The following is a 24,937-nucleotide window of genomic DNA, read 5'->3' as shown; positions in this document are numbered from 1 at the left end:
ATGACCCGCGACGGCGTGGTGGAAGTAAACGAAACACAGCAGACCGCCGAGCGTATCAGCAGCCGGGAAGCAGACAGCGACTTTTCACAGCCGGACAGTGCCGCAGCGGAACGCATCATAGAACATCTTGACACAGCACATACTCGAAAGGGAAACAAAAAGGCTGTCAAGAAAGAGCAGGAAGCTACTGCTTTGCGTACTTCCACTTCCCGCTTACAGTTTACCGATGAGGAACGGGCAACGCCGGAACTGGAACCTTACATCAAAAAATCGGAAAAAGCCGCTGACCGACTGGACGCGGCAAAGGCAGCTATCCCAAAGCAAAAGAAACTGGTTAAGAAGCGCACCTTTGACGAAGCCGCAGGCAAGGCAAAGACCCGCTTACGCTTTGAAGAACAGGAAAAACCGATACCCGGCGGCAAAAAGGGAAACCCGCTGTCCCGCCCTGCACAGGAAGCAGGGATTTTCGTCCATAACAAGATACATTCCGTTGAAAAGGACAATTCCGGCGTTGAGGGGGCGCATAAATCAGAGGAACTTGCCGAGCGCGGCGCGAAATACGGAGCGCGGAAGTTAAAACAGGGCTACCGCAGCCATAAGCTCAAACCCTACCGGGAAGCAGCAAATGCAGAAAAGGCAGCATTTAAGGCAAACGTCAACTTCCAGTATCACAAGACGCTGCATGAGAACCCGCAGCTTACCTCTAACCCGCTTTCCCGTTTCATGCAGAAACAGCAGATAAAACGCCAGTATGCAAAGGCGGCAAAGAAAGGAGGGGCAAAAGCCGCAGCGGAAGCCACAAGAAAGACGGCGAAGAAAACCGCCGAGGAAACGAGGAAAGCCGCCGCATTTGCGGCAAGACACCCGGCGGGCATTTTGATTGCAGTTGCCGCGCTGCTTCTCTTTATTATGATTTCCGCAGGGCTGTCCTCTTGCGGGGCTATGTTTTCGGGCTTGACAAACGGGGTACTTGGCACGTCCTACACGTCCGAGGACAGCGACCTTGTGGCAACGGAACAGAACTACACCGCTATGGAAAATGCCCTGCAAAGTGAGATCGACAATATCGAAAGCACCCACCCCGGCTATGATGAATACCGCTACGACCTTGACAGTATCGGGCATAACCCCCACGAATTAGCGTCTTACTTGACCGCCCTCTTACAGAGCTACACCCCGCAGAGCGCACAGGCAGAGCTTGAACGTATCTTTGCCATGCAATACACCTTGACGCTGACCGAGGAAGTGGAAATACGCTACCGCACCGAAACAAGCACCGACCCGGAAACCGGGGAAACCACCACCGAGGAAGTCCCTTATGAGTATTACATCTTGAATGTGAAACTAACAAACAAGCCTATTTCCGAGCTTGCGGAGAAACTTCTTACGCCGGAGCAGCTTGAAATGTACCGGGTGTATTTGGAAACAAGCGGCAACAAACCGCTGATTTTTGGCGGCGGTTCTCCCGACGGAAGCCCGTCCGAGGATTTAAGCGGCGTGGAGTTTGTAAACGGTACGCGCCCCGGAAATCAAGAGCTTATGGAGCTTGCAAAGCAGCAAGTCGGAAATGTGGGCGGCTACCCTTACTGGTCTTGGTACGGCTTTAACAGCCGCGTGGAATGGTGTGCCTGTTTTGTATCATGGTGCTACAATCAAGCCGGAAAAAGCGAACCGCGCTTTGCGGGCTGCGAATGGCAGGGTGTCCCTTGGTTTCAGTCAAGGGGACAATGGGGCGCACGCGGCTATGAGAATATCGCACCGGGCGACGCTATCTTTTTCGATTGGGATTTAGACGGCGTTGCCGACCATGTGGGGCTTGTGCTTGGCAGGGACGGCAGCCGCGTCTATACCGTTGAGGGCAATTCCGGCGACGCTTGCAAGATAAAGAGCTATGACCTTAACTATCAATGTATCAAAGGCTACGGGCTGATGAACTGGTAAAGCAGCCCAAAAAAGAAAGGAGAAATGACCTATGGCAAACAATAAAATCGACCGTATCAATAAGGAAATCGCAAAGACCCGCGAGAAAATCACAGAGTATCAGAACAAGTTAAAAGGACTGGAAGCGCAGAAAACCGAAGCGGAAAACCTTGAAATCGTACAGCTTGTACGAGCTATGCGTCTGACCCCGCAGGAACTGAACGCTATGCTGTCCGGCGGCGGTATTCCCGGCATGACTGCCGCACCCGCAGAAGAAAACGAACAGGAGGAAAATGCAGATGAAGAATAAACTGAAAAAGACCATGACTGCCCTTTGTACCGCCCTTATCCTTATGGGCGGTTTTTCTGTCCCTGCCTATGCACAGGGCGCAGCCACAGAGCCGACCGCCGGGGACGCGACCAACGACAGCAACGTAGTTGTGGAGGAAAAAGAGGAAACGTCGCCCCTTACCCCAAAGGGAAACGCAACACTGGTTGACGATTACGGCGGCAATAAGCAGCTTATCACTGTTACCACCAAAAGCGGCAACTATTTCTATATCCTCATTGACCGCGCCGCCGAGGGCGAACAGACCGTACATTTCCTAAATCAAGTGGACGAAGCCGACCTTATGGCACTGACCGAAAACGGCGAAGCTGCCAAAAAGCCGGAAATCTGTAACTGTACGGAAAAATGCGAAGCCGGAAAGGTAAACACGTCCTGCCCGGTATGTGTTACCAGTATGACAGGCTGCACAGGCAAAGAACCCACCCCAACACCAACGGAGCAGCCGGAAGAACCGAAAGAAAAAGGCGGCAATCCCGGTGTGGTGCTTGCCTTAGTCCTCTTTGCCCTGCTTGGTGGCGGCGCAGCGTTCTACTACTTTAAGTTTATGAAGCCGAAGCAGAATGTAAAGGGCGATACCGACCTTGAAGATTTTGAATTTGAGGACTACGACGAGGACGAGCCGGAAGCAGATACCGGGGAAACTCCCGAAGATGAAGAAATGGAGGAAGAAACCCTATGACCCTGTTTACCGACAATCCCTTTGAAAAGATGATGATACAGAAACCGAACGGGCGGCGTGATAATGCGCCGCCTGTTCCTTATCCCCCGGCTTGCACTTCCTGCCCTTACAAGGGACAGTCCCCTTGTGTGGGGTACTGTGTCAAAAATTTGTCTTTGAAAACTTCTAAATAGACGCAATTATTCAAATATGATAAGATAAAAAGAAAAGGGAGTATAGCCTATGGAGAAAAAAACTTTGTTTGAAATACCTATTTATGCTATGAGCAAGAAAGAATTTAATAAAAGGTGGGATAAGCAAAAAAAGACCTTATATGATACATACATTAGTCATGGTCATTCTGAGGAAGATACGAAATATTATGTATCAAAATTTAGCTTTCCACGAAGTCTATGGGAATATAATCAAATTATAGGCTATATAAAAATTTCTGTTTCTAAGCATGATGTTTGGTTTGATATATATTGCTCTCTTGATAAAGTATATTATGCAGATAGTAAGCAAAAACATTTTATCCAAAATATTCAAGCAAATGGAACACATTTTTATCTTTCTAATCCACAGGATAAAGAGATTAAAACGAAAATATTTGAATGGTTAAGGTCAATAGAAAGAAATTATTTAAGAAAAAGTTTTTATGTTGATTACTCTACTTTTAACAACATTATTGAATATATCAACATTGAACAAATAATGAAAACTCTGTAAAAAAATCATGTTGATAGCGACAAATTTCTTTTAGAAGTTTGTCGTTTTTTTATGCCTGAAAGGAGGAAATTTTATTTGATTTTAGTTGTCGCAGAAAAGCCCAGTGTGGCGCAAACAATCGCTGCCGTACTTGGGGCAAAGGAAAAGAAAGACGGATTTCTCACAGGAAGCGGCTATATCGTTTCTTGGTGCGTAGGACATTTGGTAGGGCTTTCCGAAGCTGCCGCCTACGGGGAGCAGTATAAAAAGTGGAGCTATGACAGCTTACCGATTTTGCCGCAGGAATGGAAGTACACCGTTTCGGCTGACAAGGAAAAGCAATTCAAAACCTTAAAGGAGCTTATGCACCGGGCAGACGTTTCCGAAGTCGTCAATGCCTGCGACGCAGGGCGCGAGGGAGAACTCATTTTCCGTTTTGTCTATGAAATGGCGGGCTGCAAGAAACCTATGCGCCGCCTTTGGATTTCCTCTATGGAGGACAGCGCAATCAAAGAGGGCTTTTCCCGTCTGAAGAACGGCGAGGAATACGACGCGCTCTTTGCTTCCGCATTATGCAGGGCAAAGGCTGACTGGTTAATTGGTATCAATGCCACCCGCCTTTTCTCTGTCCTTTATAATCATACCTTGAACGTGGGGCGCGTACAGATCCCGACCTTAAAAATGCTTGTTGACCGGGACGCAGCGATTACCACTTTCAAGAAAGAAAAATACTACCATGTGCGCCTTGCCTTATCCGGCGCGGAAGCTGCAAGTGAAAGAATTTCAGATAAGGCAGAAGCCGACGCATTAAAAACGACTTGCGAAGTGTCAAAAGCAGTCTGTACTTCCCTTGTGAAAGAGAAAAAGACCGCAGCCCCGCCGAAGCTCTTTGACCTTACTTCTTTACAGAGGGAAGCAAACCGCCTGTTCGGATATACGGCAAAGCAGACCCTTGACCTTGCACAAGCCCTGTATGAAAAAAGACTTCTTACTTATCCGAGAACCGACAGCGCATTTCTGACCGACGACATGGGCGACACAGCGGCGGGCATTATCAAACTGCTTTGTGGAAAGTTTTCTTTTATGGCGGGAAAAGACTTCACGCCGGAGCTTGGAAAGGTGCTGAACAGTAAAAAGGTATCAGACCACCATGCCATTATCCCGACTATGGAACTTGCAAAGACCGACCTTGCCGCGCTGCCGGAAAGCGAAAGGAATATCCTTACCCTTGCCGGGGCGCGTCTACTTATGGCGACCGCTGCACCGCATACCTTTGAAGCGGTTACGGCAATCTTTGAATGTGCCGGACAGTCCTTTACCGCAAGGAGAAAAACGGTACTGTTCGACGGGTGGAAAGAGATTGACCGAAAATACAGGGCAGCCTTAAAGAACAAGACCGAAACGGACGACGCAGACAGCGACACAGAAAAGACTCTGCCGCCATTTACCGAGGGACAGACCTTTGAAAATCCGGCGGCAACGGTAACGGAGCATGACACAACACCGCCGAAACCTCACAACGAAGCGTCGCTGCTCTCTGCTATGGAGCGTGCCGGAAGTGAGGACACCGACCCGGACGCAGAACGCAAAGGGCTTGGAACTCCCGCCACCCGCGCCGCCGTCATTGAAAAACTGGTAAAGGGGGGCTTTGTGGAGCGAAAAGGCAAGCAGCTACTTCCCACAAAAGACGGTATCAACCTTGTGTGCGTCCTGCCGGACACATTGACAAGCCCGCAGCTTACCGCAGAATGGGAAAACAATCTGACGCAGATTGCAAAAGGCAAGGCAGACCCCGCTGCATTTATGGAGGGTATCGAAAATATGGCGCGGGAACTGGTAAAGACCTATCCGTTTCTTTCTGATGATAAAGCGCAGATGTTCAAGCCGGAACGGGAGGTGTTGGGAAGCTGCCCCCGCTGCGGTTCTCCTGTCTATGAGGGAAAGAAAAACTACTATTGCAGCAACAAGGACTGTATCTTTACCATGTGGAAAAATGACCATTTCTTTGAAGAACGAAAAGTAACCTTTACCCCGAAGATTGCCGCTGCACTCTTACAGTCCGGCAAGGTAAATGTGAAAAAGCTCTATTCCCCAAAGACGGGCAAAACCTACGACGGAACTATCGTATTGGCTGATACGGGCGGGAAATATGTCAACTATCGCATTGAACTGCCGAAGAAAAAATAACTGAATAGCAAGCATAGGAAAAGAGTACCCTTTTCCGTAAAATCCCTGCTTTCTCTACCGAGAACGGCGGGGATTTTTGCTTGTTGGGAAGTTTCCCAAACCCTCTGAAACAGCAGAAAGGAGGTTACACATGGTAAGTTTACGGGACACCGTAAAGGACTATCAAGAAGAATTAAGGGACGGTATCGCTTGGGTGGCGTTTTGGAAAACGGGACGTTCTTGGAACGCCGAATATTTCCACCTTGAAATGAGCGACTACCTTTACCCGGAGGACAGAAGCCGCATGGAAGAAATCAAACAGGCTGACCCTGCCGCCGTTGTGGTAAACGGCTATTATTCCGGCTATCTTGGCGAGGATATGAACCTTGACGAGCTGACCGCCGGGGTGCACCGCCACTACGAAAACGGATATAGCAATATCGGGGAATTTATCGAAGTCCACGACGACAGGCTGCCGCCGGAGCTTATCGAGGAAGCAAGAGCCGCCGCCCACGCTGCGGCGCTTCCGTTCTCTGAAAAAGCCTACCGGGATGGCGAAGAACCCGACCCCTATCTATTTGACGGGAGCATGAGCATTGAGGACTACGAACTTATGCACCGCATGATTGAAAACGAAAGGAGTGAACGCATGGCAGAAATAAAAACAGGATATTCCACATACGACCATGACCGCTTAGACCCGGCAGACAGTATGAGGATAGAACGCAAGCTATATTTTGAACAGGACAAAGCCGATATTTCCGGGTTGACTGTCTTATCTATGGAACAGCTACGGGAAATCCGCGAGGAAAGCGCGGCGGCTGAACAGACAATTTATGAAGATTTGAAACAGCGGGCGGCTGCATGGGAAGCACAGGCAGGACAGACCCTTGCCGTTGATAAAGCCATTGAGTATGTGAGGACACCCGAAGTCAAGCATACCGCTAACCAGTGGGAAGCCGCAGAAAATGACCGCCATATCATTAGCAACCGCGTTTATCAAATGCGCTACCACATTTATGAGAATACCCGCTATGACCGGGAAAAGGAACAATCCGTTCCCTATGCGTGGACGCTCTCATGGAACGTTTACACCAACAGCCCGGACGGTTACAATCAAGCAAAAATCGCCGGACAGGAAAAGAAATTTGCAGACAAGGCAGCTATGGAAAAATATCTGAATGGGCGTATCAAAGCCTATCAGCATTTATTTACTGAAATATCGCCGCCTATTCCGAAAGAATATGCCTACCATTTCAAGATAAACGGGCAGCTTTTACCGAACTACACGATTGAGGGCGAGGAACGGGAACAGCCGACCACTGAACAGGCAGCACCCGTCCCGACAGAGCCACCGCAGAACATAGGGCAAAGGAACGAGCCGGAACAATTTGCAATTCTGATTAACAGCCGCAGCCGTTTTGAAACAGGCGAACCGGGCGGCGTGTGGCTTTCCATGCCGACCACAAAGGAGCAGCTTCACGAAGCTATGAGAACTGTCGGCATTACCGCTGACAATCCACAGGACTTTTTTATTAACGGATATTCTGATAATGAAAACAGGCATATTGCCTTACCCTATGACATGGTATGCGCCGCTGACATTGACAGCCTTAATCTTCTTGCAGCGCGTATCGCACAGCTTGACCCCGCAGAGCTTCCAAAGCTCAACGCAGCCTTGCAGCAGAAACAGGGATTTGAAAATATCGGACAGATAATTGATTTTACTTACAACGTGGACTATTTCGTACATATCCTCGGAGTGAACACGTCCCGCGACTTGGGCGACTATTACCTTAACAAATCCGGCATGGTGCAAATGCCCGAAGAATGGAAAAACGGCGTTGACCTTGCTGCTTTTGGAAAAAATGCTGCCGAGCAGGAGCAGGGCAGCTTTACCCCTTATGGCTACCTTGTGAAAAGCGGCGACGAATGGGAACGCCATTTTGAGGGGCGCGAATTGCCGGAGGAATACCGCATTATGAGTTATCCGAAGCCGGAACAAAGCGAACAGGACAAGATTTTTATGGACGCAGCCGCCACAGAACAAACCGCCCCGGCGACAGCCATAGAGCCGCAAAAGCCCCGCCCGGTTATCCCTATCGTGCTGACAAGCGAAAAACCCGCAGAAAAGATGAAAGAGATTACCGACCGTTTGGAGCAGGGCATTACAGAACTCTTTGACAGTGAACGCTACAAAGAATATCTCAAAGTTATGTCCCGCTTCCACAATTACAGCTTTAACAATACGCTGCTTATCGCCATGCAGAAACCCGACGCTTCCCTTGTGGCAGGATTTACAGCTTGGAAAAATAACTTTCAGCGCAACGTAATAAAAGGAGAAAAGGGTATCAAGATTATTGCCCCGTCGCCGTTCAAGGTAAAACAGCAAACGGAGAAAATCGACCCACATACAAGGAAGCCTGTTATGGGGAAAGACGGGAAACCTGTCATGGAGGAAAAGGAAGTCACCATACCCGCTTATAAGGTGGTATCTGTCTTTGATGTGTCGCAGACCGAGGGAAAAGAATTGCCGGATATTGCGGTTGACGAGCTGACTGGGGACGTTGACCGTTACAAGGACTTTTTCATAGCCCTTGAAAAGACTTCTCCTGTCCCTATTGGTTTTGAAAAAATCACAGGTGGCGCACATGGCTACTATCACTTGGAGGATAAGCGTATCGCTATTGATGAGAGCATGAGCGAGTTGCAGACCCTCAAAACCGCTATCCATGAAATCGCCCACGCAAAGCTGCATGATATTGACTTAAACGCCCCGAAAGACGAGCAGCAGCCCCGCGTTGACCGCCGTACCCGCGAGGTGGAAGCAGAAAGCGTAGCCTATACTGTCTGCCAACATTACGGACTTGATACGTCTGATTATTCCTTTGGATATGTCGCCGGTTGGAGCAGCGGGCGGGAACTTGCGGAGCTGAAAGGCTCTCTTGAAACAATCAGAAGCACCGCTGCCGAGATAATCAACAGTATAGATGAACATATCGCACAAATCCAAAAGGAGCAGGACAAGGAACAGGCAGCCCCCGCACAGGAGCAGCCGGAACAGGAAGCCCCACAGGACAAAGACACCTTTTCCATTTTTCAGATAAAAGGCGGGGACGAAACAAGGGACTTGCGCTTTGAACCTTACGACCGTCTGACTGCCACAGGACACCGGGTAGACCCGAAAAACTATGCGCTTGTCTATTCCGCAGAGCTTACGCCGGGGACTTCCCTTGAAGATATTTACACCCGCTTTAATATCGACCACCCGAAAGATTTTAAGGGACATAGCCTTTCCGTTTCTGACGTGGTGGTGCTTCATCAGAACGGGCAGGACACCGCCCACTATGTAGACAGCTTCGGTTATAAGGAAGTGCCGGAGTTTTTCAAGGAGCAGGAAAAAGCACTCATTCCCGACAACTTGGAAACGGGCGAAACAGTCAAAACACTGAGGGGGACTTTCTATGTAACCGCCATGAGCCGAGAGCAACTGGAAGCTGCCGGATATGGATTGCACCACCAGTCCGACGACGGAAAATATTTAATTATGGGGAACGGAACGCGGGCGTTTGCCATTTTCGCAGAGCAGCCGGAAAACTATCTGAAAGCTGCTGAGCAGACCACCGAGCAAAACTACAACATGATTGACGGGCAGATAAACAACACCCCGACCGTTGCAGAACTGGAAGCAAAGGTAAAGGCAGGAGAAACCATTTCCCTTGTTGACCTTGCGGAAGCTGTCAAGGCTGATAAGGAATGCGGAAAGGCAGCAAAAACGGAAAAGAAGCCCTCTATCCGGGCGCAGCTTAAAGCAGATAAAGAAAAGACCGCACAGAAAAAAGCGACAAAATCAAAAAATCACGAATTGGAGGTATGAGCATGATTAGACTGACCGTTGAAGAAACGAACCTGTTGAGCATTTACAATGAGGGCGGTAAGCGCGGGCTTATGGAGAACATCAACGCTGCGCTGCCGTTCATGGACGAGGATATGCGGGAACTGGCGAAGCGCACCCTTGCAAAAATCGCACCTCTGACAGAAAATGAGTATGCGGAGCTTGCTATTTTCGCCGCTGATGAGGTATGACCGGGGGTAAGCGGCTTACGCCGCCCCAAAGCCGAAAAGTCAACAGCCTTGTAAAAAAGGAGTGCTGCAACTGCGATAACGGACACTGTATTTTACTGGACGACGGGGAGGAATGTGTCTGCCCGCAGCTTATTTCCTATTCGCTTCTATGCGAATGGTTTCAGACTGCCGTACTTCCTCTTGATAAGCTGCTGTATGCAGAGCTTTTCAAGACCGAGGATAAAAAGCGTTGTACCGAGTGCGGAGTTTCTTTTGCGTCCACCTCTAACAGTGTAAAATACTGCCCGGACTGCCGGAAGCGTATTACCCGCAGACAGGCAGCGGAGCGCATGAGGAAACGACGCGCCCTTGTTACGCAGTAGGGGCAAAAAAAGCCTTATTTTATGCGGCTCTGACAGCCGTTTTCTAAGGCGGTAAGGGATTAAATACCTTTCCCCTCAAAATAGGACTTTTACTGCGTAACACATACTTAAAACGCACCTACAAGAAATGGGGCGCGGACAGTCATTTACTGGCTGTCTGCGCCCCGTTCTTTTTGCATTATAGAGGTAATGTACCTAACAATGCGATTATTCCAGATGCTATTAAGCTTCCGCTTGCACCAACGGCTAAGTCTTTGAGAATACGCAAAGACTTTTTCACGATACCGACATCTTCTTTACTTTCAACTGCTTTAATTGTGTCCTCAATAATTGTTTTTACATTTTCAGAATTTTCTTTGAAAGTTGTTTGAAATTGAGGAAAATCAACATATTCCCTTATCTCTTTTAAAACTTCAAGAGCCTTGTCATAATTGAATGTCTGTGAGTTAGTCATTTCTTGCGTAGCACCATCGGAATTTTGCTGTATTTGTATTCCATTAGCGTTATCTCCGATAACTATTGTTGCTCCTTTTTCTCCAGCTTCTTTCAAGGCAGCGACTATTTCGTTATGTCTGCGTAATTCCTCGGCTTCTTTTTCTTCTCGCGCTTTTTGAATGCTTCTAATGGTTTGTTCCTGTTCTCTTTGTATTCGTGCCATTTGGTCTTGTACCGGATTTACATATTGCATGGTTTTTGTCAAATCCAGACTAAATTTTGATAAATCAATATCTTTGAAGTCTGACATAATTAAATATCCTTTCATTTTCTTTTTGTAATAGGGATTACTCTGGAATAATCTGTGCTAAATCGTCCTCTACATCAAGCCCATAAGATTTAGCAATTTGTCCTATCATAATGCCAAAAACACCGCGTAATTCACCAACCGCAGAAGTGAAAATCCAGTTGTCAATATTTCCGCTTTGGCAAGCATAGCAGCGGAAATCTTTACGGTCTGGACATTTACTTAAAAACTTATTACAAGCGTTACGCATTGCTCGAACATAAGAATTAAGTTCTGAATTTTCATCAATTTGCTGAAGTTCAGATGTAAGATAATTCTTTATTTCTGTAACTGATGTAATACACGGACATACAGATTCATATTCATATGCAGAATACAACACCCTGCGAGGTTCAAGAAATACAATTATGCGCCGAGCAATACTTCTTTCAGTATCAACAGGGTTCCACGATAATCCAAAAATAGGGCAACTAATACCTGTAAGCCTATTCATTATTTCTGAAAATCTCAATGTCCTTCACATCCTTTCTATTTTTTTAATTATACTATAAAATTATGAATAAATCCACCATAGAAGGCTATCCACGCTCTGGTTCCTTGCCCCGTTCCTGTTCTTTGCCCTGCCGCAAAATACTGTCTATGTTCTGTTTGATAACGTCGTATTCCTTGACCTGTTTTTTCAGCTTGCCATAATCAGTGTAAAGGACTTCTTTTTGCGCTTGTAGTTTCCCGTATTCTTCCTGCATGGCGGCAAGGTTGGGAAGTTTAGTAACGCCCGCCGCTTTCAGTGTCTTTACTGCTGCTTTGTGGAGTATCAGACTGCTTTCCTGCTTTGCCCGGTACGCGTCCTTATCCTTTGCCCTGCGGTATGCTTCATAAACAGGCTTTGTCTTTTGGTAGGTGGTAACGTGCTTCATCAGCACTGCCATGTCTGCAAGATGCTTCTCCACGCTCTTTAATGCGTCTGCTGTCTTTACATTTTCCGCATTTATTTCCTCAATCCGGCTGACTAAATCTGCGTACTGCTCAATCTTATGTTCCGTCAAGAAATTCATAGTCTTTGCAGCCAGTTTCAGATTATGGATTTTCGCCCACTGTTCATAGCCCCGGCTCTCTTGTGCCTTGATACTGTTTTCAATGTCGATAAGCAGCGATACGCCGCGCTGCTCTTTGGGAGCTTTCGTCGCCTTTGTGCGCTTGCCCTCTATCCGTTCTCTTATGGCTTCTTCTGTATAATCTACACCGAGAGTTTTTAAGCGGGTAAAGCGTTCCTGTCCGGGAGCGCGGCAGGAGATATATTTTCCCGGCTTTATCTCATAACCCGCTGCCTGTAACCGCTGCAACAATTCTTCAAAACTTGCTACTTGGGGGATAAGCGTATCAACGGCAATTTTCAGCTTGCCTTTCCAACTTGTACCGACCTTTTCCGCTTGATATTCTGCATAGCTTTTTCCCTTGCTGCCTTTGCCCGGAACGACAACAGACAGCCCGTTTTCCCGGCACAGCTTATCGCTCATGTTCCGTATGCCGTAGTAACTGCGTTTGTTGGAATTGTACTTATGGTAGTCAACAAAATTGACCGCACAAAAAATGATATGGTTATGGATATGCCCTTTGTCTATGTGGGTAGTTAAGACGTATTCATGCTGTCCCTTTGTTACCGCGTCGGCAAGCTGCTTTCCGATTTCGTGGGCTTTCTCATAGTCTACTTCTCCCGGCTCAAAGGACTGTATCAAATGGTGGGCGAGATTGTTCCCTTTCTCTATGGCTTGTGCAAGCGTAAATCCGAACTCAATGTCTGCCGTTTCATAGCTGCACCCAAAGGAGGACACAAGCATTTTCCCGTCTGTTTTATCCGGGTTTTGGATATAGTCAAGGGCTTTGCTCAACGTGCTTTTAATAGGCTTAATCTTTGTAACCGCCATATCTCCGCAAGCACCCCCTTTATTTCCTCTATGTCCTCTTGGTAGACGCTGCCTGTCGCATTGACACGCTTTGCAATCTGATTGATGTTGACCCCGATTTTCTGTATCTCTGCTGTCATGGCTTTTATGTCGCTATGGTCTGTCTGAATGATATACCCGTCAATGGCAATCTTGCGAAGATACGCCGCCATGTTCCGGGTGGGGACGAGCTTCATTTTCTGTTCAATCAATGCCCTTTCTTCCTCTGTTACATAGAATTTGATTTGTATTTTTCTTTTGCGTCCGTTCATGCAATCGCTCCTTTCCATTCCGAGGGTTTGGGACACTTCCCAACAAGCAATTTTCAACCGACACACCGCAGGACGGGAGGGCGAAAATACGGAAAAGGGTACTCTTTTCCTATGCTTGCTAAGAAAGTTTTTTCCTCACTTACCACTACAACGAAACTTCCAGTATGCCAAAAAAGTGCAAAAGAAAAACGCCGCAATCCTGCGACGCTTCAATCACTTTATGCAGACAAAAACGAGGGAACTTTATTCCCCCGTCCTGTCGTTGTTGGCTTCCTCTATGCCTTTTGCAGTAGCAGACATGATTTTTAAGTCCGTTTCGCTCATAGTGTCAAGCATGGTATCGAGCTGACGGCGGCGTGTGGACTTCTCCTGTTCCCGTTCCGGGAAAAAGAACTGGTCTACTGATACGTCAAGCAGGGTTACAAGCTCATACAAAATCTGTAAACTTGGGTGCTGCCCGCTGTTCTCAATGGACGCGATATATCGGGGCGCAATATTCAGCGTGTCGGCTAACTGATTGCGTGATATTCCCTTTGCTTTTCTTGCTGCTTTAATGGCTTGTCCGAAAGCCTTAAAATCAAATTTCTCTTTACTCTGCTTCATAATCATTTCACCCAGTTACATTTTACCGTTCACCTTTCTTTCAAGATATGAGTACACATATCATAGTATTGATAGTAATAGAGCATAAAACATGCAGAGTAAGGTTGCTATCACTCATACTGCCATATATAATATCTAATGACATCGAAAATTAAAGAAATTGATTAGAAATAGATTTTTGTTTGATAATCTTAAATCAGATATTTACAAGGGAGGTATATTTATGGCGCAGAGTATTTTAATTGTAGACGATGAAAAAGAAATTGTATCAATGCTGTATTACTATTTCAGCAAACTTGGATATACGGTATATACTGCAACAGCAGGAAATGCTGCATTAAAAGAAGTAGAAAAAAAACCTGACATTATTTTGTTAGACGTTAATATGCCAGATATTGATGGATTTACTGTTTGTGAAAGAATACGGGATTATGTTTCATGCCCTATAATTTTTTTAACAGCACGCATTGAAGATAGTGATAAAATAAAAGGATTTTCTATTGGCGCAGACGACTATGTAATAAAACCATTTTCTGTTGATGAATTAGAAGCTCGCATTGCAGCACATCTTCGCAGAGAAAAAAGACACAATACATCTTTAAAGGTGCAATTTGATGAAGATATGGTTATAGATTATTCCTCACGTATTGTGTTTTATCATAATAAGGATATGGCTTTTACCAAAAAAGAATTTGATATAATATCTTTCCTTTCGCAAAACAAAGGAATTGTTTTTGACCGGGAAACTATTTATGAAAAAGTTTGGGGATTAGACGGCATTGGTGATAATACAGTTGTTACAGAACATATCAGACGTATTAGGGCAAAATTTTTATCTTTAGGCGATAGACCTTACATTGAAACTGTTTGGGGGTGCGGATATAAATGGAAAAATTAAAGAGAAGCAGATTGTTCAATCGGTTAAATAGCATGAGTATTAGAATGTCCTTTGTTCTTTATGCTTTGTTTTCGTTGTTGATTGGAATAATTATTTGTATATTTTTAATTTCAATGGTTGACAGATACAGAATAAATTTAAACTATAAGTATGAAAATATGTCAACAAGGTATGATATACCGGAAAATGGCTCATTTACCGCCACTTATAGTAATGACCAAACAAAATATACAATATTTGACACGAAAGGAAACGAGATATGCAAGTTCAATGTTGATTATCAAAAAGAACGCCCAGTACACGAATATGTCTATCCGAACCATGTTTCATATATCGAAGTTTTACCTAATTTTACAAGCCGGGATAGGCTTATTGACAGTGCTTTAGGTTCATTAAATATTGCAATTATTCCTATCGTATTATCTATTAGTATGATATGTTGTGTAACATTTTTTTATAAAAAAAAATTATCAAAACCCATTAAGCTATTAACTAATGCGTATCATAAAATTGAAGCAAATGACTTGGATTTTGCGTTATCATATCCCTTGAATGATGAAATGGGAAAACTTTGTTGTGCTTTTGAAAAAATGAAAGATTGTTTAGCAAAAAACAACGAAATAATGTTACGGCAATTTGCTGAACAACGACGTTTAAATGCTGCCTTTTCACATGATTTACGCACTCCTTTAACCTTACTAAAAGGTCATGCTTCTACGTTGCTTTCCTTTATCCCAAAAGGCTTAGTATCACAGGAAGAAATAATGGAAGAAATATCTGTTATGTCAAAAAATGTTGTGCGGCTTGAAAAATATGTAAATGCCATGACAAACTTATATAGATTGGAAGAAATTGAAATGCCACGCCAGTATATTCAATTCCATTCACTAATAAACAGCTTGAATGAAACAGCAGAAGCCCTTTGTTGTGACAAACGCTTTACGATCACATCAAAAAATGATGATATAGCCTTGTTTATTAACTTAGATACGGTCATGCAGATATATGAAAATTTACTTTCCAATAGTATCAGATATGCAAAAAATAATATTACTATCGGAATAGAAATACAAAATAATGATTTAGTTATATCTGTTTCGGACGATGGTTGTGGTTTTAAAATTAGCGATATCGAAAAAGCAACTTTGCCATTTTATAAATCATCAAAAGAAATATCTACTGAACATTTAGGATTGGGTCTGAATATTTGTAAGATTTTAAGTGAAAGGCATGGTGGAAATATTCAAATTTCCAATAACGAAACAGGTGGAGCTTGTGTTACCGTAAGAATAAATTATAGTGAAAGTTGATTGAAAATAGATATTTAGTTGCTAAGATATACTCAAAAGAAAGGAGATAAGGACAAATGAAAAAAATAATATGTATGTTTATTATGTTATCATTATTGGTGTGTATTGTTGGGTGCAGTCAAGCAGAGGATAGTGGTAATCAATTAGTGCAGGATTATTCCGAAGAATATGAGGTTTCTCCTTATGGAAATGAAGAAGAACTTGACACTTTGAAAGATTTAAAGATTTCATTGAGTACAGAAAATGATTTAGATTTGAAACAGCTTTCTTTTCTAATCGAAAATACTTCTGATAAGGAATACCGATATTCACCAGAATATTTTGAAATAGAAGCCGAACAATCCGGTACTTGGTATCAGCTAAAACAGCTTAATGACCCCTCAAAGAATAATGAAACAGATTGTATTATTAAGCCCGATGAACAGTTACCATTAAAAATAGATGTCAAAAGTTTTTATGGAGAGCTGCCCGCTGGACACTATCGCTTGATTAAACAATTTGCTTTCTTTGAGCATGAGAGAGATTGGGATTACGACACATACAATTTATCTTGTGAATTTACAATCAAATAAGAAATATCTACTCCATAAGCAGGAAACAAAAAAAACCGCTTATGAAGTAGAAAGTACTCATGCCTCTATAACGGCGGTTTTGAAATAACAATCAAAGCCGCCGTTTTCCTTTTTAAAAAATGGATTTGCGGGGGGTGTGTTGAAGTCGCCCTTTTCTAAGGACACGGCGGTATCCGGGAGGTATTGTCATGTCCTTTTTTCTATACCCTAATGGGTTACTATCAAAAAAAGCCATTATCCACCGACGGGGTATTCCGGCTATGTAGATGAACTATCAAATCAATTAAATACTGCTGTTATTTCCTATGCGTCTGTCTGCATTTTGCAGGCAGGCGCATTTCGCATTTTACAGAAGATTTTTCAAAAACTTTGCCCTCTTTTTGGCAAAGCAAAAAGTCGCCTGTATTATCCCGCGAAAAGGGGAGGTACTACCGCCTTTCGGCAGAAAGGAGGTGAACACCATGACACCTAATCGCAGGGAATTTGAAAAGCAATGTACGTTTCAAAAGTTCTGTAAATCAGTGCTGCACAATGAAGCGTGCAACGCCCATGAAGAAATTCGTCGGCGCAGAGTTCGGGAAGTTACTTTTTCCGACCTTGCCTTGTATGAGGAACGGCAGCTTTATACCGTCGATAAGTATTTTCAAGACGAAGAAGCAGAGCCGTCTTATCAAATGGCAGGAAAAGAAATAACCCCAAAACTGCTGCTTGAAGCTATCCGGGCTTTACCCGAAGAACGGCGCAAAATTGTACTGATGTATTACTTTGAGGGATTGACTGATGTAGAAATCGGAAAGCAGCTCAATATCTCAAGAAGTACGGTACAGTATCGCCGGACAAGCTCCTTTGAGCAGTTAAAAAAATATTTGGAGGAAAACGCTGATGAATGGATTGAATGGTAAACCGACCGAGTACCCGGAAAATGCCCTTGTTCCCTATCCCGTTATTTTGGCGGCGAGCAAAGGCGACCCGGATGCAATGAAGATTGTATTGCAGCATTTCAGCGGCTACATAGCAAGTCTTTCCATGCGGAAGCTCTATGATGAGCGAGGAAATGTTTATTTTGGAGTAGACAAAGAAATACGCGAAAGGCTGCAAGCAAAACTGATGAGGGCAATCCTCACATTTAGGGCTGAATAAAGCAACGCGGTATTGGAACGCTTCCCCCTTTTCCGTTCCATATCGCAGAACAGCCCTCTGCTCTTTGACAAAGAAAGCGGCGCAATAGAACGGCGACGCAGCATAGGACAAATCAGATACATTCGATATATGGGGAGCCGTTGGGCTGATACGCCATGACTGAAAGGAGGGACAAAACGAGCGAGAACTATCAGCGTTCCATAGCAGACTTAGCAACTCTGTCGCCACAATCCATATATCGGTATAATGATACTCCTTTACCGCCGTAGTCCGAGCGTTAAAAGCGTCGCAGACAACGGGTAGAGCTGCATGAGAACCATGCGGAAGTGAAATTCTTGTGAGGTTTGCTAAAACCGTCTGATGAGCCTTTATAATTTTACAATAGTTTTATAGTTCAAGAAAGGGGAGAGAATAAATGAATAATGAAACACAGGTACAGATACAAAATAAGTTTTGTTTAACGATTGATGAAGCAGTAATTTATTTTAATATTGGAGAAAAGAAATTAAGAAAACTTGTTGCAGATAATTTGGACTCCGGTTTTATTATTCAAAATGGAGTGAAGTTTCTTATCAAAAGGAAACGATTTGAAGATTTTCTGAATGACCTGACAGCAATTTAACAAATATACGATAATCAGTAGCCATATCGGATAGGCTATATAGTCGTTTCCGCTTTGAGTGCTGCTTGATAAAAGGATAGAAAAAGGGCTTTGCTTATGATATAATTTAATATATCGTGGCGAGGCTCTTTTTGTACGAAAGGAGCATAGACATGAGCGGAAAAAGACGAGATAGCAAAAATCGTATTCTTCGCAATGGAGAGAGCCAACGCCGGGACGGACGATATGCGTTCAAATATATTGATACAACAGGTAAACCGCAGTTTGTTTATAGTTGGAAATTAGAAAAGACCGATAAGACACCGCAAGGAAAACGCGACGACCTTTCATTAAGAGAAAAAGAAAAGCAGATAATGAAAGCGATTGATGATGAAATTGTCCCGCGCGGTGGAGAGATGACCGTTTTAGAATTGGTAAAGAAATATCTTTTACAAAAAACGGGAGTACGACATAACACCGAAGCAAATTATAATTTTGTTCTCAATATTATCAAGAAAGAGGACTTTGGTAAAAAGCGAATAGATAAAGTGAAGCTGTCCGACGCAAAGTGTTGGCTGATAAAGTTACAGCAGGACGGACGTGGATATAGTTCCATTCATTCTATCAGAGGTGTTGTAAGACCAGCTTTTCAAATGGCGGTAGATGATGATTTGATACGCAAAAATCCGTTTGAATTTCAGCTTGCTACGGTTGTTGTAAACGACAGCGTAACAAGAGAAGCAATTACAAGAAAGCAAGAACGGGCATTTCTTGAATTTGTGGCAAATGACAAGCACTTTTGCAGATATTATGAGGGAATTTTTCTTTTATTCAAAACAGGGCTTCGTATTTCAGAGTTTGTGGGATTGACATTATCAGATTTGGATATGCAGAATAGAAAAATCAGTGTCAATCATCAGCTACAAAGAAAAAGAAATATGGAATATGTAATTGAAGATACAAAGACTTCTTGTGGTACAAGAGAAATCCCTATGACAGATGAAGTTTATGAGTGCTTTCAACGTATTATTTCCAATAGAAAGAAACCGAGGGTTGAACCTATTGTAGGAGGTAAATGCGGCTTCTTATATTTGGATAAAAATGATATGCCTATGGTAGCCTTGCATTGGGAGAAATACTTTCAGCATATTTGCGAGAAGTATAATAGCATTTATAGAGTGCAAATGCCAAAGGTTACGCCACACGTTTGCAGACACACTTTTTGTTCTAATATGGCTAAAAGCGGCATGAACCCTAAAACTTTACAGTACCTCATGGGACATTCGGATATAAGCGTTACGTTAAACACCTATACACATATAGGCTATGACGACGCAAAAGAAGAACTGAAACGGGTAGTAAATGGGGAGTAGTAAAATACGGAGTTAGCTTTTAATTTACTACTTTTTGTACTACTTTTGAGGTAAAAGATGTGCTAATTTATGCTACGATATGCCACGAATGAGAGGAAACAGCAAGCGGAAGAAAATGCCGATATATCAAGGAAATACAGTAAATTCAAGGAGTTTTATATAGATGATTAGAGTATTATTTATTTGCCACGGAAATATCTGCCGTTCAACCATGGCAGAATACGTTATGAAATATTTAGTAGAGCAGGCAGAGCTTTCTGCCGACTTCTACATTGATTCTGCGGCGACCAGCCGGGAGGAGATTGGTAATGGTGTACACCGTGGTACAAGAAAGAAATTAAAAGAAGTTGGCATCCCTTGCGGGGATCACCGTGCACGCCAGATGACAAGAAGAGATTACGATGAATTTGATTATCTGATAGGAATGGAAAGCTGGAATATCCGCAACATGTTACGAATTGTCGGAGATGATCCGGAACAGAAAATTTATAAATTACTGGATTTTACAGACCGGAAGGGTGAGGATATTGCCGATCCATGGTACACAGGAAATTTTGATGCGACTTATCGTGATGTGAGAGAAGGATGCGAAGCTCTTCTTGCAGGGCTTGTGAATCGATAAGGGTGCTTGAAAAAGCAGTGCTTTCGATTGGTGTGATTGACCGGGAAGGTGTATGCTTGAAAACAATAATCGCAGCAGACCCTTGTGTGATGTCCTTAAGGAATGCACTGGATCTGCTGCGATAATATTACATATTATTCACAATATTTAGCAAGATCTTTCTTGAATCCGGCGAGCTGTTCAGAAAGAGCGGCAGTGTTTTCATCAGAAAGAGTTTCAAGAATAGCCTGCATGTCAGATTTAATTTTTTCTGGATTATATGGAACTTCCAGAGCGAAGTCGCTATATGCGCGGATTTTCTGGAAATACATGTTTGTTTCTTTTTCTTCTTGCTGGTTCCGGCACATCTGATACATAGATACGCTATCGGTAGCATCTAATTCCGTACATTCTTTACAAATCCATTTTCCAAGAAAATAGTATTTTCCATTGATTTCATATATAAATCCCGGTTGCTGTAAAAATTCTTCTAATAACATAATAGAACCTCCTTTTTAATTGATTATACCGTAACAAATGTAGATGGAAAATGCAACATTCTTGCGAAAAATCAATAATGTATCGCATTTATAGATATGAGCCGATAATACATTTTTATACACTTACGCGAATAAATATGCTATAATAAAAATTCGCAGAGATTTTTTGAGGGAGGATATAAGATGAGACCGAAAAATGCATGTATGTTGTTGCTGACAGCATTTATATGGGGAACTGCATTTGTTGCACAAAGTGTGGGAATGGACTATTTGGAACCATTTACGTTTAACGGTGTAAGATGCCTGATCGGAGCAATTGCATTGCTACCGTGTATCTGGTTCTTTAATCGTGGAAAAGAAAAAGAGAATAAAATAAATGATGAAAATGCAAAAAGAGATTTAATTAAGGGCGGAATTGCCTGCGGTATTTTACTGTTTGCAGCAAGCAGTCTGCAACAAATCGGTCTGGTATATACAGCAGCTGGTAAGGCCGGATTTATCACAGCCTTTTATATTGTACTTGTTCCAGTATTTGGCATTTTCCTTCATAAAAAGATAGGATGGAAAGTATGGACAGCCGTTGCAATAGCACTGGCAGGACTTTATTTCTTGTGTATTACAGAGGCATTTACCATTGGAGTTGGAGATATTTACGTGTTTTTATGTGCATTGATCTTCTCGGTTCACATATTAGTTGTAGATCATTATGCACCAAAAGTAGATGGAGTAAAATTATCATGTATACAGTTCTTGGTCGCTGGTATTGTATCCATTCCATTTATGTTGATATTAGAAAGTCCAAAGATGGGAAATATGATGACAAGCTGGTTCCCGTTGATTTATGCCGGGGTATTTTCCTGCGGAATTGCATATACTTTGCAGATCCTTGGACAGAAGAATGTTAATCCGGCGATTGCATCGCTGATTTTAAGTTTGGAATCCTGCTTTTCTGTATTATCTGGCTGGGTAATTTTGGGAGAGCGGTTATCGGCAAGAGAGACAATAGGATGTATTATGATGTTTGCGGCAATCATTCTGGCGCAGATTCCAGACAAAAAGAGCAGTGCAGATACAAACTAAAAATACAGTAACTGGTGCTTTGTAAGAGTATAGAAACTATTTAACATAGAAAGGAAAGAAAACATGAGATTTGTAATTCAGAGAGTATTAGAAAGTGAAGTAAAGGTAGACGGTGAGAGTCTGGGCAAGATTGGAAAAGGGTTCATGGTACTGATCGGTGTCAGCGATTCCGATACAAAAGAAGTAGCAGATAAGATGGTGAAAAAAATGCTTGGACTGCGCATTTTTGAGGATGAACAGGGCAAAACGAATCTTTCTCTGGAAAGCGTAGACGGAGAGCTCCTTCTGATTTCTCAGTTTACGTTATATGCAAACTGTAAGAGAGGAAACCGTCCAAGCTTCATCGAAGCGGGTGCACCGGATATGGCATCGGATATGTATGAGTACATTGTTGAGAAATGCAAAGAACAGGTACCGGTTGTAGAGCGCGGACAGTTTGGAGCAGATATGAAAGTAAGTCTGGTAAATGACGGACCGTTTACGATAGTTTTGGATTCAGATACACTTTAAGATTCAGGCAAATATAAAAAATAAAGATATCATTAATGGAAAATGAGCGTCTGCAAATGTATAATACTGCAGGCGCTCATTTTGACTGCCATAGGATATGGAAAAAGTTGCCAGTGGCGGGCCATGCGGGTAACTATGAGAGTAAAAGTTTATTGTATTCTGAGCTTTTGCTGCCGAATCTAAGAGTCTGATTTGCCAAGATGTTTTCTCTGGTGTTCCAGACGTTCTTCCAGCTTTTTGCGATGCTTTTCCAGTTTTTCAAAAATTTCCGGATGCTCACGTAATATTTTGTCTTTCAGTATACGTCTTCGCTTTTCAATCAGCTGGTAAATGAGATGTTTATTGTCAGTAAGACTCTTTGGCATTTCATCTACATGCAGTTCAATACGGCGTAAGATTTCGTCTTCATCAAAAGCTCCAAGTGAATGCCAGCTTTCCAGATGATCTTCCAGACCATTTTCAATAATTTCTTCAATATCTTTCAAACCGTGAATATGATTTAAAATATGATGAACTTCATGCTCGATTTCCTCAACAACCTGATCACCGTAAGCCCAGGCAAATTCTTCCAGTGTATTTTCTTCTTCGGCAGGAAGAAAGCTAAGACGACGTGTAACGAATTCACGCTCTTCTTCCGGAACATCCAGTGTATATGGCGGCAGGATTTCTGCATCATGAAGTGCCGCAAGAATTGTCCTTCGTACATGACCTTCACGGATCAGATGTTCTATTCCGAGCTGGCGCATCTGCAGATTCAGTTGTTCTGTATGCTCTGTAATATAGAATTTTATATTTTTCTTTGAAAAACTTGCCGTCAGTTCTTCTAGATGATCGGCAGCAGTGATATCCATGCTGTTAACTGCGCGTGCATCGATAATAATGACTTTCGTGTCTTCTTTAATTGCATTTTCCAGATCTGACTGAAGTACATTAATATTTGCAAAAAAGAGATTTTCGTTGAAACGATACAGAAGAACTCCTTTTATTGGATAGGCATGTATGTTTCTGCTCAGATCATGATAGCCTTCTTTGCCAGGTATAATACCAAGGAAAAAACGGTTTGGATTCGCGGCTTTTGTGATGACAGCGAAGAAGGAAAGCAGTACACCGATCAATACGCCATAAATAGTACCCAGGCATAATACACTGATGCAGGCAGCCATAAATATATGAAATTCCTGTTTGCTCTGGTGAAAGAGCCGAATACATAAATGAATTTCAACGACATCCATTAATGCAGAAATAACAATAGCGGTCAGAATAGGAACAGGAAGAAATCCAATAAATCCTGTAAAAAACAAAAGTAAAAATGTCATTGTTATACCGGCTGTAATAGAAACAACCTGTGAATGTCCACTATATTGTTCGTTCATTGATGTACGGGAAATACTTCCATTTACAGGGCAGGAGCCAACAATAGCGGAAGCAATATTACCGGCAGCACATGCCAGAATTTCCTGACGATCTTCCAGCGGATAGCCATTCCGGAAAGCAAAATTATTTTCAGCAAGTAAAGTTTCAGCCATTACGACAAGTGAGATCATGAGTCCACGCCCGGCAGCCTGTGTAAGGTCAATCTGACTGAAATCCGGAAAAGTAAGAGCCGGAAGTCCACGGTTTACGGAGGCGAGTAACTGCACACCATATGTATCAATATGCAGGAAAATAGTACATAAAACTGCGAGAAACATAACCAAAATAGCAATCGGAAATTTCGGAATGAATTTTTTGCAAAGTCTTATGACAAGCAAAGTAATAATTCCTAATAATAAGGAAAGCCAGTGAATGTTTCTTGCAGCGGAATAAATATATTCAGCCAGCTCGATGATTTCACCGGATCCCGCGGAACTTCCCATAAGCTTTGGTATTTGCATTAAAATAATCGTCAAAGCGATACCGCTGATAAATCCACCCATGACAGGCGTAGAGATGAAGCCGACCATTCGGTCTGCCCGGATAAAATAAAAAAAGAGCAGCCACAATCCTGTAAATAGTGCCAGTGCCGAAACATAGTTTAGAGCTTCTCTGGAACCCGGAGTGATGCCGAGTGTAAGGAGAGCGCTTCCGGCGAGGGCAGCAGGTGCAGCATCCACACCGAAAATAAACTGGCGTGAAGTGGAAAAAATTGCAAATAATAAAATAGGTAAAACAGAACCGTATAAACCATATACCGCGGGCAGCCCTGAAATCTGTGCATAACCCATAGAAATAGGAATAGATACAGCAGCAATGATAATTCCGGAGAAAATATCCTGTTTTAAATAATTTTTGTCATAATTTCTTAATGTAGATAAAATATGTATTTTCATAATGAAGACCTCCAATAGAAATAATAGTGAAAATATATGTAGGTTTCAATCTTTGCTTTTTGTTTTCATTGAAATTATAACAGTATAAAAAGAAAAGAACAATCAAAAGAAAATTAGAAAAAGTTGTTGACAGGAAAATTTATACTGTGATATATTAGATAGGCTATTGCAAGAGAGCAGAATAACTCAGAAATGAGTTGCAAAAAAGATTAAAATAATTATTGACAAAGAGTT

General features: G+C 43.0%; 25 protein-coding genes. 18 read left to right on the top strand and 7 right to left on the bottom strand.

All coding sequences use genetic code 11. The annotated features are described in order from the left end of the window. The 8 genes from DW152_RS10585 (at position 1) to DW152_RS10545 (ending at position 10,249) form a co-directional block, all read left to right on the top strand. The gene (locus DW152_RS10585) at positions 1 to 1,941 is read left to right on the top strand and encodes a C40 family peptidase (RefSeq protein WP_118288589.1); all 1,941 of its coding nucleotides are present in this window, start codon (positions 1 to 3) and stop codon (positions 1,939 to 1,941) included. A gap of 31 nt (positions 1,942 to 1,972) precedes the next feature. Beyond that, positions 1,973 to 2,230: a DUF4315 family protein gene (locus DW152_RS10580; protein WP_002610330.1), complete on the top strand. Its 258-nt coding sequence runs from the start codon at positions 1,973 to 1,975 to the stop codon at positions 2,228 to 2,230. Continuing rightward, complete coding sequence (locus DW152_RS10575) at positions 2,220 to 2,948, top strand: DUF4366 domain-containing protein (protein ID WP_199663838.1); 729 nt, start codon at positions 2,220 to 2,222, stop codon at positions 2,946 to 2,948. The genes DW152_RS10580 and DW152_RS10575 overlap by 11 nt, the downstream gene beginning before the upstream one ends. Before the next feature lie 222 nt (positions 2,949 to 3,170). Further along, the gene (locus DW152_RS10565; RefSeq protein ID WP_118288586.1) at positions 3,171 to 3,656 is read left to right on the top strand and encodes a hypothetical protein; all 486 of its coding nucleotides are present in this window, start codon (positions 3,171 to 3,173) and stop codon (positions 3,654 to 3,656) included. 51 nt (positions 3,657 to 3,707) lie between these two features. Then, complete coding sequence (locus DW152_RS10560; RefSeq protein WP_199663836.1) at positions 3,708 to 5,822, top strand: DNA topoisomerase 3; 2,115 nt, start codon at positions 3,708 to 3,710, stop codon at positions 5,820 to 5,822. 130 nt (positions 5,823 to 5,952) lie between these two features. Then, positions 5,953 to 9,678 carry a YodL domain-containing protein gene (locus DW152_RS10555; RefSeq protein ID WP_158570037.1) on the top strand — a complete coding sequence of 1,242 codons (3,726 nt, stop codon included), beginning with the start codon at positions 5,953 to 5,955 and terminating at the stop codon, positions 9,676 to 9,678. After that, the gene (locus DW152_RS10550; protein WP_022617838.1) at positions 9,675 to 9,887 is read left to right on the top strand and encodes a transposon-transfer assisting family protein; all 213 of its coding nucleotides are present in this window, start codon (positions 9,675 to 9,677) and stop codon (positions 9,885 to 9,887) included. Before DW152_RS10555 ends, DW152_RS10550 begins: the two co-directional genes overlap by 4 nt. Beyond that, positions 9,884 to 10,249 carry a cysteine-rich VLP domain-containing protein gene (locus DW152_RS10545; RefSeq protein WP_077711839.1) on the top strand — a complete coding sequence of 122 codons (366 nt, stop codon included), beginning with the start codon at positions 9,884 to 9,886 and terminating at the stop codon, positions 10,247 to 10,249. Before DW152_RS10550 ends, DW152_RS10545 begins: the two co-directional genes overlap by 4 nt. A gap of 178 nt (positions 10,250 to 10,427) precedes the next feature. Here DW152_RS10545 and DW152_RS10540 read toward each other — a convergent pair whose 3' ends face one another. The 5 genes from DW152_RS10540 to DW152_RS10520 form a co-directional block, all read right to left on the bottom strand. Beyond that, positions 10,428 to 10,994 carry a hypothetical protein gene (locus DW152_RS10540; protein WP_118288584.1) on the bottom strand — a complete coding sequence of 189 codons (567 nt, stop codon included), beginning with the start codon at positions 10,992 to 10,994 and terminating at the stop codon, positions 10,428 to 10,430. A gap of 37 nt (positions 10,995 to 11,031) precedes the next feature. Continuing rightward, entirely contained in the window at positions 11,032 to 11,502 is a 471-nt protein-coding gene (locus DW152_RS10535; RefSeq protein WP_147363200.1) for a DUF6650 family protein, read from the bottom strand. A gap of 67 nt (positions 11,503 to 11,569) precedes the next feature. Then, on the bottom strand, positions 11,570 to 12,916 hold the full coding sequence (locus tag DW152_RS10530; RefSeq protein ID WP_118288582.1) for a relaxase/mobilization nuclease domain-containing protein: 1,347 nt from the start codon (positions 12,914 to 12,916) through the stop codon (positions 11,570 to 11,572). Then, entirely contained in the window at positions 12,877 to 13,206 is a 330-nt protein-coding gene (locus DW152_RS10525; protein ID WP_011861100.1) for a plasmid mobilization protein, read from the bottom strand. Before DW152_RS10525 ends, DW152_RS10530 begins: the two co-directional genes overlap by 40 nt. A 243-nt stretch (positions 13,207 to 13,449) precedes the next feature. Beyond that, positions 13,450 to 13,809 carry a helix-turn-helix transcriptional regulator gene (locus DW152_RS10520; protein ID WP_025578915.1) on the bottom strand — a complete coding sequence of 120 codons (360 nt, stop codon included), beginning with the start codon at positions 13,807 to 13,809 and terminating at the stop codon, positions 13,450 to 13,452. Positions 13,810 to 14,032: 223 nt separating this feature from the next. Here DW152_RS10520 and DW152_RS10515 point away from each other — a divergent pair, with 223 nt between their 5' ends. From DW152_RS10515 to DW152_RS10475, 8 genes are all read left to right on the top strand, one after another. Further along, positions 14,033 to 14,707: a response regulator transcription factor gene (locus DW152_RS10515; RefSeq protein WP_118288581.1), complete on the top strand. Its 675-nt coding sequence runs from the start codon at positions 14,033 to 14,035 to the stop codon at positions 14,705 to 14,707. Next, complete coding sequence (locus DW152_RS10510) at positions 14,695 to 16,017, top strand: HAMP domain-containing sensor histidine kinase (protein ID WP_118288580.1); 1,323 nt, start codon at positions 14,695 to 14,697, stop codon at positions 16,015 to 16,017. The genes DW152_RS10515 and DW152_RS10510 overlap by 13 nt, the downstream gene beginning before the upstream one ends. Positions 16,018 to 16,073: 56 nt before the next feature. Next, the gene (locus tag DW152_RS10505; protein ID WP_118288579.1) at positions 16,074 to 16,589 is read left to right on the top strand and encodes an immunoglobulin-like domain-containing protein; all 516 of its coding nucleotides are present in this window, start codon (positions 16,074 to 16,076) and stop codon (positions 16,587 to 16,589) included. Between the two features lie 461 nt (positions 16,590 to 17,050). Then, positions 17,051 to 17,491, top strand: coding sequence for an RNA polymerase sigma factor (locus DW152_RS10500; protein WP_044999463.1), 441 nt, complete (start codon positions 17,051 to 17,053; stop codon positions 17,489 to 17,491). Next, positions 17,472 to 17,729, top strand: coding sequence for a helix-turn-helix domain-containing protein (locus DW152_RS10495; protein WP_118288578.1), 258 nt, complete (start codon positions 17,472 to 17,474; stop codon positions 17,727 to 17,729). Before DW152_RS10500 ends, DW152_RS10495 begins: the two co-directional genes overlap by 20 nt. 415 nt (positions 17,730 to 18,144) lie before the next feature. Then, positions 18,145 to 18,351, top strand: coding sequence for an excisionase (locus tag DW152_RS10485; RefSeq protein WP_055200770.1), 207 nt, complete (start codon positions 18,145 to 18,147; stop codon positions 18,349 to 18,351). 152 nt (positions 18,352 to 18,503) lie between these two features. Then, the gene (locus DW152_RS10480) at positions 18,504 to 19,703 is read left to right on the top strand and encodes a site-specific integrase (protein ID WP_118288577.1); all 1,200 of its coding nucleotides are present in this window, start codon (positions 18,504 to 18,506) and stop codon (positions 19,701 to 19,703) included. A 163-nt stretch (positions 19,704 to 19,866) separates the two neighbouring features. Further along, complete coding sequence (locus tag DW152_RS10475; RefSeq protein WP_118288576.1) at positions 19,867 to 20,325, top strand: low molecular weight protein-tyrosine-phosphatase; 459 nt, start codon at positions 19,867 to 19,869, stop codon at positions 20,323 to 20,325. A 134-nt stretch (positions 20,326 to 20,459) separates the two neighbouring features. Here DW152_RS10475 and DW152_RS10470 read toward each other — a convergent pair whose 3' ends face one another. Further along, positions 20,460 to 20,804, bottom strand: a complete 345-nt coding sequence (locus tag DW152_RS10470; RefSeq protein ID WP_118288575.1) for a hypothetical protein — start codon at positions 20,802 to 20,804, stop codon at positions 20,460 to 20,462. A gap of 183 nt (positions 20,805 to 20,987) precedes the next feature. Here DW152_RS10470 and DW152_RS10465 point away from each other — a divergent pair, with 183 nt between their 5' ends. Both DW152_RS10465 and dtd read left to right on the top strand, forming a co-directional pair. Then, positions 20,988 to 21,884 carry a DMT family transporter gene (locus DW152_RS10465; protein WP_118288574.1) on the top strand — a complete coding sequence of 299 codons (897 nt, stop codon included), beginning with the start codon at positions 20,988 to 20,990 and terminating at the stop codon, positions 21,882 to 21,884. A gap of 63 nt (positions 21,885 to 21,947) precedes the next feature. Continuing rightward, on the top strand, positions 21,948 to 22,394 hold the full coding sequence (gene dtd, locus DW152_RS10460; protein WP_117538078.1) for a D-aminoacyl-tRNA deacylase: 447 nt from the start codon (positions 21,948 to 21,950) through the stop codon (positions 22,392 to 22,394). A gap of 179 nt (positions 22,395 to 22,573) precedes the next feature. Here the strand turns inward: dtd and DW152_RS10455 are convergent, their stop codons facing one another. Beyond that, complete coding sequence (locus DW152_RS10455) at positions 22,574 to 24,703, bottom strand: SulP family inorganic anion transporter (protein WP_118288573.1); 2,130 nt, start codon at positions 24,701 to 24,703, stop codon at positions 22,574 to 22,576. Positions 24,704 to 24,937 lie beyond the last annotated feature (234 nt).

Source organism: Dorea sp. AM13-35, from assembly GCF_003473885.1.
GTDB lineage: Bacteria > Bacillota > Clostridia > Lachnospirales > Lachnospiraceae > Dorea_D > Dorea_D hominis.
This window is presented reverse-complemented; position numbering and strand designations above follow the sequence as displayed.

Excerpts from the sequence above, each read along its gene's own strand:
- DW152_RS10465 (WP_118288574.1), top strand. The coding sequence starts at position 20,988 with ATGAGACCGAAAAATGCATGTATGTTGTTGCTGACAGCATTTATATGG.
- DW152_RS10485 (WP_055200770.1), top strand. The coding sequence starts at position 18,145 with ATGAATAATGAAACACAGGTACAGATACAAAATAAGTTTTGTTTAACG.
- dtd (WP_117538078.1), top strand. The coding sequence starts at position 21,948 with ATGAGATTTGTAATTCAGAGAGTATTAGAAAGTGAAGTAAAGGTAGAC.
- DW152_RS10495 (WP_118288578.1), top strand. The coding sequence starts at position 17,472 with ATGAATGGATTGAATGGTAAACCGACCGAGTACCCGGAAAATGCCCTT.
- DW152_RS10505 (WP_118288579.1), top strand. The coding sequence starts at position 16,074 with ATGAAAAAAATAATATGTATGTTTATTATGTTATCATTATTGGTGTGT.
- DW152_RS10580 (WP_002610330.1), top strand. The coding sequence starts at position 1,973 with ATGGCAAACAATAAAATCGACCGTATCAATAAGGAAATCGCAAAGACC.
- DW152_RS10480 (WP_118288577.1), top strand. The coding sequence starts at position 18,504 with ATGAGCGGAAAAAGACGAGATAGCAAAAATCGTATTCTTCGCAATGGA.
- DW152_RS10470 (WP_118288575.1), bottom strand. The coding sequence starts at position 20,804 with ATGTTATTAGAAGAATTTTTACAGCAACCGGGATTTATATATGAAATC.
- DW152_RS10515 (WP_118288581.1), top strand. The coding sequence starts at position 14,033 with ATGGCGCAGAGTATTTTAATTGTAGACGATGAAAAAGAAATTGTATCA.
- DW152_RS10475 (WP_118288576.1), top strand. The coding sequence starts at position 19,867 with ATGATTAGAGTATTATTTATTTGCCACGGAAATATCTGCCGTTCAACC.
- DW152_RS10565 (WP_118288586.1), top strand. The coding sequence starts at position 3,171 with ATGGAGAAAAAAACTTTGTTTGAAATACCTATTTATGCTATGAGCAAG.
- DW152_RS10500 (WP_044999463.1), top strand. The coding sequence starts at position 17,051 with ATGACACCTAATCGCAGGGAATTTGAAAAGCAATGTACGTTTCAAAAG.
- DW152_RS10530 (WP_118288582.1), bottom strand. The coding sequence starts at position 12,916 with ATGGCGGTTACAAAGATTAAGCCTATTAAAAGCACGTTGAGCAAAGCC.
- DW152_RS10510 (WP_118288580.1), top strand. The coding sequence starts at position 14,695 with ATGGAAAAATTAAAGAGAAGCAGATTGTTCAATCGGTTAAATAGCATG.
- DW152_RS10585 (WP_118288589.1), top strand. The coding sequence starts at position 1 with ATGACCCGCGACGGCGTGGTGGAAGTAAACGAAACACAGCAGACCGCC.
- DW152_RS10550 (WP_022617838.1), top strand. The coding sequence starts at position 9,675 with ATGAGCATGATTAGACTGACCGTTGAAGAAACGAACCTGTTGAGCATT.
- DW152_RS10525 (WP_011861100.1), bottom strand. The coding sequence starts at position 13,206 with ATGAACGGACGCAAAAGAAAAATACAAATCAAATTCTATGTAACAGAG.
- DW152_RS10540 (WP_118288584.1), bottom strand. The coding sequence starts at position 10,994 with ATGTCAGACTTCAAAGATATTGATTTATCAAAATTTAGTCTGGATTTG.
- DW152_RS10545 (WP_077711839.1), top strand. The coding sequence starts at position 9,884 with ATGACCGGGGGTAAGCGGCTTACGCCGCCCCAAAGCCGAAAAGTCAAC.
- DW152_RS10455 (WP_118288573.1), bottom strand. The coding sequence starts at position 24,703 with ATGAAAATACATATTTTATCTACATTAAGAAATTATGACAAAAATTAT.
- DW152_RS10555 (WP_158570037.1), top strand. The coding sequence starts at position 5,953 with ATGGTAAGTTTACGGGACACCGTAAAGGACTATCAAGAAGAATTAAGG.
- DW152_RS10560 (WP_199663836.1), top strand. The coding sequence starts at position 3,708 with ATGCCTGAAAGGAGGAAATTTTATTTGATTTTAGTTGTCGCAGAAAAG.
- DW152_RS10575 (WP_199663838.1), top strand. The coding sequence starts at position 2,220 with ATGAAGAATAAACTGAAAAAGACCATGACTGCCCTTTGTACCGCCCTT.
- DW152_RS10520 (WP_025578915.1), bottom strand. The coding sequence starts at position 13,809 with ATGAAGCAGAGTAAAGAGAAATTTGATTTTAAGGCTTTCGGACAAGCC.